The sequence below is a fragment of the Yersinia aldovae ATCC 35236 genome (assembly GCF_000173735.1).
In the GTDB taxonomy this organism is placed as follows: Bacteria; Pseudomonadota; Gammaproteobacteria; order Enterobacterales; family Enterobacteriaceae; genus Yersinia; species Yersinia aldovae.
In genome coordinates this window covers 141,616-155,477 of record NZ_ACCB01000003.1, presented here as the reverse complement: position 1 = coordinate 155,477, position 13,862 = coordinate 141,616, and the positions used below count along the sequence as shown (strand labels likewise).

The window sequence follows — 13,862 nt, the reverse complement described above, 5'->3', positions numbered from 1 at the left end:
ATGTTAAGCATCAATAACACATAATTAATTAGGTGTATCTTGTGGTTTCATATATCAAAGCCTACATATTAACTACAATTTAACCTTCCGGTCATTCTGAAAATATAATAACTATCAGAGCCACTCAAATAAGCCGTTCCACCCAGTTTGGCTGGATTATAACTCACTGCCGGAATAGTAATTTGGGGAGTGGAATTGATTACGTGAAAGATACCATCATAGGCTTTCCCTTCTGCAACCCCACCCAATGCACAATGCGGCTCTCCCTGCTGCTCTAGCCGTTTCCCCCACCTGCACTCCAACGACAGAACCCACCAAGGAACCAGAAGCCTGAGCTAATTCTCTTCCAGCATCACTGACATGTTAGATTTCTAATACTGATGAATTTTTCATATGATGATTCCCCCGCAATGACCAAAACCAATAATATTAAGTTGAGGTTATTTACTTCTTATACTTAAGTAAGTATCGATAAAGGTCTTCATTCCATCAAATGATGGAATGAATGTACATAGCGTTGCGCAGCCAACTGATATAAAAACCTTACTCCCAACTTCCGGTAAATCACCATCTAACAAAAAACCAGACACATACAGCATAGCCATATAAAATAATGTATAAAAAAGGATCTTTATCAGAATATTTATAATTCCAATAGCAAACCCCGCACCATTCATACAACTCCCCTACCAAGTTAAATGCCAATACAGATCACGATGTTAGACATTACAAAACCCATTTAGGTATAAAAGAAGTTTACATATGCAGTTTTTATATAGTCGGCAACAGATTATATGGATTTTTTATTTAAACAATAACCAAACTTACCCTCTTGGTAATGAATTATTAATAACTATTCTGGTTTCACTCGTCGCTAAAACATTATGACTATCTGTGGAGATGGTTATGTCAGGATTGAAAATAGACTTTGCATAATATGCATTCACACTCATAATTTCGGCGGTTACTGGTGATACTGATGACCACGGTACCTTTCCAGCAGAAGCATTTAAAGCATAGGATGATTGCATTTCAGAATAACCACCGCTAACACTTTTAGTTTCATGTATAGATAAAGTTTTCATATAAAAACCCCTTTCATTAAAGAGAAAAATAAGATAGCAACACTCATCATTACTTTATCTAAATTGACCTTATACATTCACTATAAAGTCTGAAAATGGAACAAGAATGAAAATCATTTAAAATAATGCCGACCGATATAATTTAGTTAAAAACAGTAGCAATTAATAAATATAATTTATAGGACACTTAAACTAAAATCACGATGAACAAGTGCCACGTTACAGTTAATTATTATTTTATTCAAGTCCTAATTTATTTTTTGTAATTTCATTTACTGGTACGACAAAGCCATGCAATAACAAACCATTTCACGTTATTAATTAGGATGAATATATAAAAATTACTTTTATTAATTTAATGGGTTTTATTTAAATAAACATAATTTAAAACAATTAATGCCATATATAAATTAACTATTTAATTAATTTATATTATAAAACAAAAAAGCCCTGACCATAAGGGCCAGAGCTTTACCGCTATTATTCTAAATGACCGTTACAGCAAGATACGCAACATACGGCGCAGTGGCTCTGCTGCACCCCATAATAGCTGGTCACCTACGGTAAAAGCGGAGAGGTATTCCGGCCCCATATTCAGTTTACGCAGGCGACCAACTGGCGTATTTAAAGTACCCGTTACCGCTGCGGGGGTTAGTTCACGCATACTCAGCTCACGGTCATTTGGGATAACACGAACCCAGTCATTGTGAGTTGCCAACATTTGCTCAATTTCTGGCAATGGCACATCTTTTTTCAGTTTCAGCGTAAAGGCTTGGCTATGGCAACGCAGCGCACCAATACGCACGCACAGGCCATCGACTGGAATAACGCTGCTGGTATTCAGAATTTTGTTGGTTTCAGCCTGGCCTTTCCACTCTTCGCGGCTTTGACCATTATCCAGCGCTTTGTCGATCCAAGGAATCAGGCTGCCCGCCAGCGGTACACCAAAGTTATCGGTCGGTAATTTGCCGCTGCGGGTTGCCGCTGTCACTTTACGCTCAATATCCAAAATGGCCGAAGCGGGGTCTTGTAACTCTTTTGCCACATCAGCATGTAACATGCCCATTTGGGTCAGTAACTCACGCATATGGCGCGCGCCACCACCGGATGCTGCCTGATAAGTAGCAACTGATGCCCACTCAACCAAGTTATTAGCAAACAAACCGCCCAGTGACATCAGCATCAGACTCACGGTACAGTTACCACCAGCAAAGGTCTTGATTCCTCTATCCAGCCCCTGCTGAATAACACTCTGGTTTACCGGGTCCAGAATGATAATTGCGTCATCTTGCATCCGTAGAGAAGAAGCGGCGTCAATCCAATAACCTTGCCAGCCAGTTTCGCGCAGCTTTGGATAAATTTCGTTGGTATAATCTCCCCCCTGACAGGTGATGATAATATCCAATGCACTCAGCGCATCAATATCATAAGCATCTTGCAGCGTGCTTTGCTCACCGGTGAACGCCGGTGCAGCTTGACCGTGTTGAGAGGTAGAGAAAAAGACTGGGTGGATACTGTCAAAGTCGCGCTCTTCAATCATGCGTTGCATGAGCACTGAGCCGACCATACCGCGCCAGCCGATAAAACCAACGTTTTTCATGTTTACTGTCCTGCCTTGGAAGGTGACACCGATTAATGGATGCCTGTCTTGTATAACTGCGCGCTGTAAGGGTACGGCAGACTGACTAAGATAGACCTGATACCACCTTACAAAATATGGACAAAGTGGCAAGTGAATTTATTCGATACCAGAATGATTCAAAGCAATCTTCCTAATATGTGGCTTTGATTGGCGGGAAACGCCAGTCCCCTAGAGGTAATAATGACTGAGATGATTGCAGCAACTGTGTTGCTGTTTTTGATTATGGACCCGTTGGGAAACTTGCCGATTTTTATGTCGGTGCTTAAACACCTGGAACCTAAACGGCGGCGAGTGGTTTTGATCCGCGAATTGCTGATCGCACTCACATTGATGCTAATTTTTCTGTTCGCCGGCGAGAAAATCCTGGCATTTCTCAATCTGCGTACAGAAACAGTGTCGATATCAGGCGGTATCATTCTGTTTTTAATTGCTATTAAGATGATTTTCCCCTCGCCTGAAAGTACCGTGACCGGGTTATCTGCGGGGGAGGAACCATTCTTAGTTCCGTTGGCGATTCCACTGGTGGCAGGCCCGTCAATTCTGGCGACCTTGATGCTGCTATCCCATCAATACCCAAATAAAATCAGCCATTTAGTTCTGGCATTGATGATCGCCTGGGGCTTGTCCGCCGCAATTTTGCTGATGTCGAACCTGTTCCTGCGGCTGCTGGGCAGTAAAGGCGTCAGTGCGTTGGAACGGTTGATGGGCTTAATTTTGGTGATGTTATCGACGCAGATGTTTTTGGATGGCGTGCGGGCGTATTTGACTCAATAAGGTTAGGCCCGGTTACACAACCAAAGAGGTGCGCACGCCCTCTTTGGTATTGAATTATATTGGTTTTCAGTAAGGGATTTAAACGCGACCTTTCAATGCCAACACACAGCGCTGCGCCACTTCATCAATATCCGCATCAATATCGACACAAATAACATCAGGCTCTTCCGCTCCGGGTTCTTCCAATGCTTCAAACTGGCTTTTCAGTAAGTCGGTTGGCATAAAATGACCTGACCGCGCTTTGAGCCGTTCCATGATGACGTCAAAACTGCCTTTCAAATATAAAAATACCATCCCCTGATTGCCTTCCCGCAAACGGTCGCGATAGCGGCGCTTTAGCGCCGAACAGACAATAATACCGGTTTCATTTTTATGGTTAAGGCTATAGGCCGCATCGCTCAGGCGCTCTAGCCACGGCATACGGTCTTCATCATTAAGCGGGTGTCCGCTGCCCATCTTTTGAATATTGGCTCGAGGATGCAGGTCGTCACCATCAATAAATTTAGCGTGGATCTGACGCGCTACTGCTTCTCCCACCGTGGTTTTACCACTGCCTGATACACCCATCACGATAATGCTACGTCCCGCCATAATTTTGATCTCTATCTCAGAATGGGAATTTTACCGGTTCTATGGTTCCGTATTTTACCATGTTACCGGTATCATGATACCGGTAACAAATGAAGATGTGATTTTTATCACAAAGGCCACCTTCCTACCCTACTGATGATAAAAAGAAGCTGATCGCAAACCATAACAAAAACGAACTACCTGAAGTTATTGGAGAAACACTATGCCATTAGTCATTGTTGCGGTTGGCGTCGCCATGCTGCTGTTGCTGATGATTCGTTTCAAACTGAACGGATTCATCTCCCTGATACTGGTCGCGTTGGCGGTCGGTATTATGCAAGGAATGCCGGTCGATAAAGTCGTCGGCTCAATCAAAGCCGGGGTCGGCGGAACGCTGGGTAGCCTGGCGCTGATCATGGGCTTTGGTGCCATGCTCGGGAAATTACTGGCTGACTGTGGTGGCGCTCAACGCATCGCCACTACCTTGATTGATAAATTTGGTAAAAAACACATTCAATGGGCGGTGGTGCTGACCGGTTTTACCGTCGGTTTTGCGCTGTTTTATGAAGTGGGTTTTGTGCTGTTACTGCCGCTGGTATTTAGTATCGCCGCATCAGCGCGTATTCCACTACTTTATGTGGGTGTACCGATGGCAGCAGCATTATCTGTCACCCACGGCTTCCTGCCACCGCATCCTGGCCCGACCGCGATCGCTACTATTTTCCATGCTGATATGGGCAAAACCCTGCTGTATGGCACCTTGCTGGCAATTCCGACGGTTATTTTGGCCGGCCCGGTGTTTGCCCGTTTTCTCAAAGGTATTGATAAACCCGTCCCGGAAGGATTGTATAACCCGAAAACCTTTACCAATGAAGAGATGCCAAGCTTTGGTGTCAGTGTCTGTACCGCGCTGGTTCCAGTTATCTTGATGGCACTGCGTGCCGTGGCAGAGATGATTCTACCAAAGGGCCATCCAATTCTTGCTTACGCAAAATTCTTTGGTGATCCGGTTATTGCTACGTTGATTGCGGTATTGATCGCGATTTTCACCTTTGGCTTAAACCGAGGCCGTTCAATGGAATCAGTCATGGAGACGGTGACCGATTCCATCAAAATTATTGCGATGATGCTGTTAGTCATCGGCGGTGGCGGAGCGTTCAAGCAAGTATTAGTCGATAGCGGTGTTGATCACTATATTGCCGGCATGATGAACAGCAGCGGCTTATCACCAATTCTGATGGCATGGTCAATCGCTGCGGTATTACGTATTGCGCTGGGTTCCGCGACCGTTGCAGCAATCACGGCTGGCGGCATCGTGGCACCATTAATCGCGACTACCGGTGCCAGCCCTGAGTTAATGGTGATCGCAGTCGGCTCCGGCAGTGTTATCTTTTCGCACGTCAACGATCCAGGCTTCTGGCTGTTCAAGGAGTATTTCAACCTGACCATCGTCGAAACCTTCAAGTCATGGTCAGTGCTGGAAACCATCATTTCCGTCTGTGGGTTGATCGGCTGCCTGTTGTTAGCAATGGTGATATAACAGCGACTGTGATTTAAATACTGCCACCGGGGAGGATGGTGAACCCGACATCAATCATCTTGGGCGTCACCGCCTCTCCGCACAGCCGAGCCAATAAGCGCTCGGCACCGATTTGCCCCATACGCTCACGGGGTGTCAGTACGCTGGCCAGTTTCGGCACCATCGACTGGCCAATATCATGGCCGTGGAAACCAGCAATGGCCATATCATGTGGGATAGATAGCCCCTGACGTTGGCATTCAAATACCGCACCGATTGCCAGGTCATCATTGGTACAAAAAATACTATCGATCTGCGGGTAGCTCGCTTGCGCTTCACGCAGCAGCTCTGCCCCTGCCGAATATGATGATGAGCGGCTGGTCATCACACTTATCGGAAGCAGACCTGACTCATACATTGCCTGCTCATAACCTTGCTGCTTAATCACCGTTCGTTCATCCTGACGCGCGCCGAAGTAAACCACATGACGATGCCCTTTGGCGATAATCTGTTGTGTCATCTGCCTTGCCGCTTCAAAGTTATTAAAACCCACGGCCAAATCAATACACGGCGAAATACAATCCATCAGCTCAATAACTGGAATCCCCGCGACCTCAATCATTTTCAATGTACGGACTGTATGGTGGCGTTCGGAGAGGATTAAGCCATCAATATTATAAGAGAGTAACGAGGTTAGCCGCTGCTCTTCACGCTCTTTTTGATAGCCATAGTGCGCCAGCATGGTTTGGTAGCCATGTGCATCCGTCACACTCTCAATACCGCGCAAAACCTCGGCAAACACCTGATTAGTTAATGACGGCAACAGCACGCCAATCGCATGGCTGGTGGCATTGGAGAGAATATCGGGGGCACGGTTGGGGATATAACCCAGTTCATCCAACGCCAAGGCAATTTTTACCTGCAATGCAGCCGAAACCTGTTCCGGATTACGCAAATAGCGGCTGACGGTCATTTTAGTAACCCCAACCATATCGGCGACGTCTTGTAGCACTGGCCTTTTTTTCTTCATTATCAATGAGCTGAGGCAGGGTGGGTGGGATATAATTCTAGCAAAAAAAAGGGTATAACGCGATGCGTATACCCTTTATTACTCAGGACTATCAAACTTAAACTGGCGGTAAATCAAACAATAAAATTTCGCTGTCTTCATCCGCATGAATCGAAAGCGCAGTTTCATCCCAGATGGCGAAGGCATCGCTAGTTCCGGCCTGGTGACCATTGATAGATACTTTACCGCGCACCACCTGTATCCAGATACGGCGCTCCGCCTGAATCTGATAAATCGACGTCTCTTCGCGTTTCAATGCCCAGCGCCATAATGTCATGTCCTGGAACACTTTCAATGAGCCATCACGAGCATCCGGTGACAGCACCAGCTGACGGCCTTGTGGATTATCAAACATCTGCTGTTCATAACGCGGCTCAAGACCAGTTTTATTTGGAATAATCCAGATCTGATATAGATGCAGCGGTTGATCGTCACGGCCATTATATTCTGAATGACGAATACCAGTACCGGCGCTCATAATCTGGAACTCACCGGCATGGATCTGCTCTTTGTTGCCCATGCTGTCCTGATGTTCAACAGTACCAGACAGCACATAGGTCAGGATCTCCATATCTTTATGTGGATGAGTTCCAAACCCCTGCCCGGCATCAATAACATCTTCGTTAATGACTCGCAGTGCTGAAAAACCCATAAATTCTGAGTCGTAATAATCGGCGAATGAGAAGGTGTGCCAGCTATCCAGCCAACCGTGATTAGCATGGCCACGTTCTTCTGCTTTGCGTAAATAGATCATGTTCAGTTCTCCTCAACGTTTTCTTTAGTCTAGATATCGCGTGAGAATATGAAAGCGCAAAAAACTCATCTCTCTATTCAAAAAATTCGACCGACTCGAATAGAGAACAATAAATGATTTGGATTTGAAGCTATTAGAGTGAAAATTATTGTGGAATTTAGCGATATCGCCGTTTTCGAATAGAGGATTTGAAGTAAAAATAGCAAAAAAAAAGCCAGCACCCGGCTGGCTAAGTAAACACTGGAAGCAATGTGAGCAATGTCGTGCCTTCGTCATGTGAACACCTAAACTCTGATGCCTCATCTGAAAGCACAGCAATGATAATCATTATCACTCTCACTTGTAAAGCGTTTTTTTTAGCCAATACCAATATTATTGACTCACGTAAAAAAATTGTTACTTTATTAAATTATTCAAACAGTAAGAGTAAGGGTATGTTTATGACAAATGTGCAGATACGCCATGTGGAATCCACCGATTATCCGGCTTTGCAGCAGTTATTTTCTCATCCACAGGTTTATCGCGACACATTACAGCTCCCCCTACCTCCTGAAGATATGTGGGCTAAAAAAATTAAAGACATTCCTGTGGGAATGCATAACCTGGTGGCTTGTATAGACGGGGAAATTGTCGGGCAACTTACTGTTGAAGCGAATCAACGAGCTAGCCGCCGCCATGTGGCGACTTTTGGTATTGCCGTTGCAGCAAATTTTTGCGGTAAGGGTATCGGCAGTCGTCTGATGGCGGCTATGATTGATTTATGTGATAACTGGCTGAATATACAACGTATTGAGCTGACGGTGTTTGTCGACAACGCAGCAGCGATCGCACTTTACCATAAGTTTGGTTTTGAAATTGAGGGCACCAGCCCGCGCTTTGCTTTCCGCGATGGCCAGCATGTTGATGCACATCATATGGGCCGAGTCAGGGTATCAGCCTGACCATTAGGGGATAGTGAATGAATCTATCCCCCTGCGGTTAAAACTAGATTCCTGCGGTTTCTTTAATATAACGGCGTGCTTTTACTGCATATTCGAACGGGTTGGCAATAGCGGGATCCTGCTCTGCTTCAACCACCATCCAGCCCTGATAGCCTTTCTCATCCAATAGTTTAAACACCGGCCTAAAATCAATCACGCCATCACCCGGAACAGTGAACATACCTTTTTTCACGCCATCAAGGAAACTGCGTTTTTTTGGTTTTTAACATCAGCCACGATTTCATCACGCACATCTTTTAAATGGATATGATTAATACGTGGCAGGTATTTCTCCAAAATAGCTAACATTGCTTCCTGGCTACCCTCAGAAACATAAGCATGGCCGGTATCAAATAGCAGATAGACATCATCGTTAACCATACTCATATAACGATCTATTTCTTCGGTGGTTTGAATACCGGTTCCCATATGGTGATGCAAACACACTTGCATCCCTTTAGTGGCAGCTATTTTGGCTAATGCATTATAACCATCAGCAACTCGCTGCCATTCCACATCAGTAAAGTAAGGCTTTTCTTCAAAAACAGCTTTTGTAGTTCCTTGAATACTTTTACTTTGTTCTGAGCAACCAATCACTTTTGCACCCATCGCATGAAGGAAGTTCATATGATTAGTGAATTCATCAATGGTTTTAGCCTGCAGATCATCGGCAAAGAAAGTGCTGAACCATGCATTACAAATCTGCATACCACGCAGCTCAAGCATGGGCTTAAGTATTTTAGGATCTCGTGGATATTTACTGCCGACTTCGCAACCAGTGAATCCGGCAAGCGCCATTTCACTGATACATTGCTGGAAGGTATTTTCTTTCCCTAACTCCGGCATATCATCGTTCGTCCAGCCAATAGGGGCGATTGCCAATTTCACACGTTCTTTATTCATAATAAACCTCTGCGATACATCTAATTTATACAGATGAACACAATTAAAAGGTGATTAATTGCCCGTCCTTTAATACAGAAAATAATCTTTAGAGAAGAATAAGGTTTCTTTTTTGCCTAAAAATCAGATTGCTATACGGCCTTATTTACCCAGCAATTCACGCTCAATTCTCTTGCGGGTGGCGACAGCCTGATGCACCATTTTTTCCGGATAACCAAACAGTGAGGCCGCAATAATAGATTCTCCGCCAACTTTAAAAGTGCGGTTGGCAAAATCCATATCGCGCAGCGCCTGAAATAAAGCAGAGAAATCGACTTCCCCCTCACCAATACCAACATGTTGATGAATAACCGCATCCACACCCGGCGGATTGACAATATAACGGCAGTGTTTGGTGTGATTCATGGTATCGGCAACCAATACATGGGAGAGGTCGTCACCGGCATATTTCAGCATATTGGCAATATCGCCTTTGCCTTTATCGTAGAAAAAAGTATGCGGCACGCTATACAGATACTTCACGTTATCACTGCGGAGTGATTTAACCAGATCCACCGTTTCATTATTCTCTTCGCAGAAATCCCACGGATGCGATTGAATCTCTACGCGAATACCTTCGCGCTCGATAATCGGCAATAGCTCTTCCATCGAGCGATACCACATCTCTTCGCAAATTTCAGGTTCGTTTGGATCACCGGAAAGCTCGGTGTTAATGACTGAAACACCCATTTCAACAGCAATTTCAATCATTCTCTTCCAATTGGTTACCGCCGCCTGACGCCTCGCCTCTAGTGACCCAGACCAGCGATAGACCACGATGAATGACGATATTTGGACACCGGTTTCTTTTAGCGCTTTCTTATATTCAGCAACGACTTCACGCCCTGCTTTGGGGTGTTTATAAAAAGGATTAAGCTGCGGATGTGGCGACTGCTCAATATAGTCATATCCCCAATCTGCTACCTGACGAACCATCTTGGTAATACCCAAGTATTTAATGACATCAACATCAAATGCAATCTTCATAGCGCTCCCAGTTTAAGGTGAGAGATATTGACGGTTTACTCTCAACATGGGCCTTGCAATGCAATGCGACCACATCGAGCTGAGGCACAGGTAGCAGGTAGCAGGTAGCAGGTATTGATATCACTTGTCGTAAAAGACAGGCCGTGGCGGCAGACTCACAGGGACAATCTCACCATTGCTTTGTGCTGCGATACAGGCATCTGCCGTAACAGCGGCAGCATAGCCATCCCAAGCAGAAGGCCCGGTGAGTTTCTCGGCCAGCACATCGTTGATAAAGGCTTGCAGTTCAACATCATAGGCATCGATAAAGCGATCTTTCCAATCGACCAGGATCTCATGTGATAACCGCGCGTCACTACGTAACAGAACCGATGAAGGCTCAGGTAGTTTTGCAATACCGCTATCCCCTACCACTTCACATTGAATATCATAGCCATATTGGCAGTTCACGAAGATTTCTACATCAATACGCGTTCCTTTAGCCGTTTCAAATAAAACGACTTGCGGGTCTCTTAGGTGCGCTTTGGCATGTTTGGCTTTACGTGGGAAAACTACCTGAACAGAGATATAGTCATCGTCCAATAGCCAGCGCAGCACATCGATCTCATGAATTAATGTATCGGTAATCGCCATATCAGTTTTATAGTTATCGCCCACCCTTGGGTTACGGTGAGCACAGTGCAACATTAATGGCTCACCAATTTTCCCGCTGGTAATGACATCTTTCAGCGCACGATAACCTTGATCATAAGGGCGCATAAAACCGACCTGAACCAGACGTTTCCCCTGTGCTGCTTCTGCTTCGACTATCCGTTTACATCCTTCAGCAGTAACTGCCAACGGCTTTTCGCAGAAAACATATTTACCTGCGGCGATAGCTGCCAGAACGAATTCTTCATGACTTGGCCCCCAAGACGTAACCAATACTGCATCAACTTCTTTTGCATTAATCACTTCATGGCCATCGGCGTAAACATTCGCTTCGATACCCAAATCACGAATAACCTGCGTAGCCTGTTCTCGATTGATATCAGTAACCGCGACCACACGGCCACCCTGTAAAACCTTACTGCAACGGCGAATATGATCCTGACCAATAGCGCCCGTTCCGATCACACCAATATTTAGCGACATATTATTTTCCTTATGAAGTTTCGGTTTGCAGGTTATACCTGCTCGTTGTACGACTTCACATCCAGGCCAAAAACACCCAACAATTTGAATTTGTTGGGTATAATCTGTTTATTGCTTATTTAATCAGCACTAATAATCGCGGGCTTTAGCGATATTTTTTTCCAGTTCCCGAACAACAGCGTCAGTCCTTTTACTTTCAGAAACCTGAGCTACCCCGACTCGCCACCAACTCAGGTATTTATGTACCATCGTCTTTGGCAGCACTTTTATGTCTATCAAGGTAGAAATAGTCTGTAAACGAGCATCGGCCAGCGCGTCAATTAGCTGTTGCTCTGTGGAAACCCGATATGTTTTACAGCCATAGGCGGCAGCTAGCATTGCGAAATCTACTGGGACAAACCCACCATCGAGTTGACCCGTTTCCTGATTACGGAAGCGGAACTCGGTGGCATAGCTGTCCATGCCGTGTTCCATCTGAAGATTGTTTATGCAGCCATTCGTCATGTTATCGAACAAGACAACGTTGATTTTGCAGCGCTCCTGAATCGAAGTGACCAGTTCGGAGTGCAGCATCATAAAAGCACCATCGCCTACCAGTGAATAGACTTCGCGGCCCGGTTCAGCCAGCTTCACCCCCAACGCAGCACTGACTTCATAGCCCATGCAGGAATAGCCATACTCAACGTGATAGCCATTATTCCCTTTCGTACGCCACACGCGTTGTAAATCGCCGGGTAAGCTACCTGCGGCCGCAACAATGACAGCGTCTTGAGGTAATTGATGATTTAGAATGCCCAGTACCTGGCTTTGTGTCAGGAATGAGCCGGTTTTATTGATAAACTCAGCAAACACCTGATCTCGATCCAGATGATCATTAATTTCAGGCGTGAAGCCTTCGCCACTGTACTCCACCTGATAAACCCGCCCAGTCTCCGCCAATTGTTCAGCGCGCATCTGGGCTATTTCTCCTTCCCAGCCAGCTTGATAGCCGGTGTGGGCTAACTCCTGATGTAGCGCTGCCAAAGCTTCACGAGCATCAGCCAGCAATTGCAAACCATCCAGTTTGCCGGCATCGAAAGCACTAACGTTAATATTCAGAAATGATACATCGGGATTTTGGAATAACCATTTTGATGAAGTGGTAAAATCGGTATAACGTGTGCCAACGCCAATAACCAAATCGGCCTGTTTTGCCAAGGTATTGGCGGCCAGGCACCCTGTTTCACCAATACCGCCGAGATTCAATTCATGTTCAGAGCTGATAGTCCCTTTACCCGCCTGTGTTTCGACCCACGGTAGACCAAAACACTCTGCAAATTGTTGTAATGCCACGCCTGCCTGCGAGTATTTCACCCCGCCGCCACACACCAGAATCGGTTTACGTTTGGAAGTTAGCAGTGCGATGGCATCGGCCAACATAGCTGAACTCGGTGGGCGGCGATCGAGGCGATGGACTCTTTTTTGGAAGAAATAATCTGGGTAGTCATAGGCTTCCGCCTGAACGTCCTGTGGCAGGCACAGGGTCACAGCCCCTGTTTCAGCCGGGTCAGTCAGTACCCGCATTGCATTAATACATGCACTCATCAGTTGTTCTGGCCGGACAATGCGATCCCAGTATTTACTAACGGGCCTGAATGCATCGTTGGTGCTAATGCTCAAATCATGGGATTGTTCTATCTGTTGTAACACCGGATCGGGTTGGCGTGATGCGAATACGTCACCGGGAAGCAGTAATAGGGGTATACGGTTGGCCGTCGCCGTAGCAGCAGCAGTGATAAGGTTGGCACTGCCTGGGCCGATAGAGGATGTGCAGGCATAAATTTGCTGGCGAAGTTTTTGTTTGGCAAAACCGGTGGCCGCATGAGCCATACCTTGTTCATTTCGCCCCTGATGGACCACCAGGTCGCCACAGTTCTGTTCAAGCGCCTGCCCCATTCCCAGCACGTTTCCGTGACCAAAAATCGCAAAAATGCCTTTGATAAACTTGATTTCCTGACCATCGACTTGCAGATATTGATTATCCAAAAAGCGGACTAATGCCTGTGCGGTGGTAAGCCGAATCTTATTCATTAACTCATCCTTTGCTCTGTTTACGCAGCACCACGGTGGCCAGGAGCCTTAGCCTTCCCCCTGATTGCGCGTGCCGGTGAGAAGTGGCAGACCTGATAGCTTGCGCTACGCTGACGACAGTAAGGTGGAACATTGCAGGGATTATAAACAAATATTTTTTTCATAAAACGGAATTACAGAAGAAATATTTCATTATGCGATGAAGATCAAATAATAAAGTAACAATAGAAAACAAAGAACATCTGATCACAAGCATAAGACGACCTGGATGCCACCGACCGAGGTAAGCATATAACATAATGATATTATTAGTTTATATCTTGTTTTATCTTATTA

General features: G+C 45.5%; 12 protein-coding genes and 1 pseudogene. 3 read left to right on the top strand and 10 right to left on the bottom strand.

From position 1 onward, the window contains the following. Nucleotides 1-440: 440 nt before the first annotated feature. The 3 genes from YALDO0001_RS02740 to asd all read right to left on the bottom strand — a co-directional run bounded on the left by YALDO0001_RS02740 (nucleotide 441) and on the right by asd (nucleotide 2,685). Nucleotides 441-677, bottom strand: a complete 237-nt coding sequence (locus YALDO0001_RS02740) for a hypothetical protein (protein ID WP_042839311.1) — start codon at nucleotides 675-677, stop codon at nucleotides 441-443. Between the two features lie 147 nt (nucleotides 678-824). Next, the gene (locus YALDO0001_RS21170) at nucleotides 825-1,085 is read right to left on the bottom strand and encodes a hypothetical protein (RefSeq protein ID WP_145587581.1); all 261 of its coding nucleotides are present in this window, start codon (nucleotides 1,083-1,085) and stop codon (nucleotides 825-827) included. A 496-nt stretch (nucleotides 1,086-1,581) separates the two neighbouring features. Further along, the gene (gene asd, locus YALDO0001_RS02735; RefSeq protein WP_004699640.1) at nucleotides 1,582-2,685 is read right to left on the bottom strand and encodes an aspartate-semialdehyde dehydrogenase; all 1,104 of its coding nucleotides are present in this window, start codon (nucleotides 2,683-2,685) and stop codon (nucleotides 1,582-1,584) included. A 222-nt stretch (nucleotides 2,686-2,907) separates the two neighbouring features. Between asd and YALDO0001_RS02730 the strand changes: the two genes are divergently transcribed. Beyond that, on the top strand, nucleotides 2,908-3,501 hold the full coding sequence (locus tag YALDO0001_RS02730; protein WP_004699638.1) for a YhgN family NAAT transporter: 594 nt from the start codon (nucleotides 2,908-2,910) through the stop codon (nucleotides 3,499-3,501). A 78-nt stretch (nucleotides 3,502-3,579) separates the two neighbouring features. Here YALDO0001_RS02730 and YALDO0001_RS02725 read toward each other — a convergent pair whose 3' ends face one another. Beyond that, on the bottom strand, nucleotides 3,580-4,092 hold the full coding sequence (locus YALDO0001_RS02725) for a gluconokinase (protein WP_004699636.1): 513 nt from the start codon (nucleotides 4,090-4,092) through the stop codon (nucleotides 3,580-3,582). 202 nt (nucleotides 4,093-4,294) lie between these two features. Here YALDO0001_RS02725 and gntT point away from each other — a divergent pair, with 202 nt between their 5' ends. After that, nucleotides 4,295-5,611, top strand: a complete 1,317-nt coding sequence (gene gntT, locus YALDO0001_RS02720; RefSeq protein ID WP_004699634.1) for a gluconate transporter — start codon at nucleotides 4,295-4,297, stop codon at nucleotides 5,609-5,611. Between the two features lie 13 nt (nucleotides 5,612-5,624). Here the strand turns inward: gntT and gntR are convergent, their stop codons facing one another. Both gntR and YALDO0001_RS02710 read right to left on the bottom strand, forming a co-directional pair. Next, nucleotides 5,625-6,620: a gluconate operon transcriptional repressor GntR gene (gntR, locus tag YALDO0001_RS02715; protein WP_004699632.1), complete on the bottom strand. Its 996-nt coding sequence runs from the start codon at nucleotides 6,618-6,620 to the stop codon at nucleotides 5,625-5,627. Nucleotides 6,621-6,717: 97 nt separating this feature from the next. Next, nucleotides 6,718-7,413, bottom strand: coding sequence for a pirin family protein (locus tag YALDO0001_RS02710; RefSeq protein ID WP_004699630.1), 696 nt, complete (start codon nucleotides 7,411-7,413; stop codon nucleotides 6,718-6,720). 440 nt (nucleotides 7,414-7,853) lie between these two features. On the opposite strand from YALDO0001_RS02710, the gene YALDO0001_RS02705 reads away from it, so the two are divergent. Continuing rightward, entirely contained in the window at nucleotides 7,854-8,354 is a 501-nt protein-coding gene (locus YALDO0001_RS02705; RefSeq protein WP_042839324.1) for a GNAT family N-acetyltransferase, read from the top strand. A 43-nt stretch (nucleotides 8,355-8,397) separates the two neighbouring features. Here YALDO0001_RS02705 and iolE read toward each other — a convergent pair. From iolE to iolD, 4 genes and pseudogenes are all read right to left on the bottom strand, one after another. Continuing rightward, nucleotides 8,398-9,296, bottom strand: a pseudogene (iolE, locus tag YALDO0001_RS02700) (myo-inosose-2 dehydratase). 141 nt (nucleotides 9,297-9,437) lie between these two features. Further along, nucleotides 9,438-10,322, bottom strand: coding sequence for a sugar phosphate isomerase/epimerase family protein (locus YALDO0001_RS02695; RefSeq protein WP_004699622.1), 885 nt, complete (start codon nucleotides 10,320-10,322; stop codon nucleotides 9,438-9,440). 120 nt (nucleotides 10,323-10,442) lie between these two features. Continuing rightward, entirely contained in the window at nucleotides 10,443-11,456 is a 1,014-nt protein-coding gene (gene iolG / locus YALDO0001_RS02690; protein ID WP_004699620.1) for a bifunctional inositol 2-dehydrogenase/D-chiro-inositol 1-dehydrogenase, read from the bottom strand. A 129-nt stretch (nucleotides 11,457-11,585) separates the two neighbouring features. Continuing rightward, nucleotides 11,586-13,526, bottom strand: a complete 1,941-nt coding sequence (gene iolD / locus YALDO0001_RS02685; protein ID WP_004699618.1) for a 3D-(3,5/4)-trihydroxycyclohexane-1,2-dione acylhydrolase (decyclizing) — start codon at nucleotides 13,524-13,526, stop codon at nucleotides 11,586-11,588. Between the last annotated feature and the right edge of the window lie 336 nt (nucleotides 13,527-13,862).

Bases quoted from the DNA above. Each gene is read 5' to 3' on its own strand.
- YALDO0001_RS02740 (WP_042839311.1), bottom strand. From the start codon at position 677: ATGAATGGTGCGGGGTTTGCTATTGGAATTATAAATATTCTGATAAAG.
- YALDO0001_RS21170 (WP_145587581.1), bottom strand. From the start codon at position 1,085: ATGAAAACTTTATCTATACATGAAACTAAAAGTGTTAGCGGTGGTTAT.
- asd (WP_004699640.1), bottom strand. From the start codon at position 2,685: ATGAAAAACGTTGGTTTTATCGGCTGGCGCGGTATGGTCGGCTCAGTG.
- YALDO0001_RS02730 (WP_004699638.1), top strand. From the start codon at position 2,908: ATGACTGAGATGATTGCAGCAACTGTGTTGCTGTTTTTGATTATGGAC.
- YALDO0001_RS02725 (WP_004699636.1), bottom strand. From the start codon at position 4,092: ATGGCGGGACGTAGCATTATCGTGATGGGTGTATCAGGCAGTGGTAAA.
- gntT (WP_004699634.1), top strand. From the start codon at position 4,295: ATGCCATTAGTCATTGTTGCGGTTGGCGTCGCCATGCTGCTGTTGCTG.
- gntR (WP_004699632.1), bottom strand. From the start codon at position 6,620: ATGAAGAAAAAAAGGCCAGTGCTACAAGACGTCGCCGATATGGTTGGG.
- YALDO0001_RS02710 (WP_004699630.1), bottom strand. From the start codon at position 7,413: ATGATCTATTTACGCAAAGCAGAAGAACGTGGCCATGCTAATCACGGT.
- YALDO0001_RS02705 (WP_042839324.1), top strand. From the start codon at position 7,854: ATGACAAATGTGCAGATACGCCATGTGGAATCCACCGATTATCCGGCT.
- YALDO0001_RS02695 (WP_004699622.1), bottom strand. From the start codon at position 10,322: ATGAAGATTGCATTTGATGTTGATGTCATTAAATACTTGGGTATTACC.
- iolG (WP_004699620.1), bottom strand. From the start codon at position 11,456: ATGTCGCTAAATATTGGTGTGATCGGAACGGGCGCTATTGGTCAGGAT.
- iolD (WP_004699618.1), bottom strand. From the start codon at position 13,526: ATGAATAAGATTCGGCTTACCACCGCACAGGCATTAGTCCGCTTTTTG.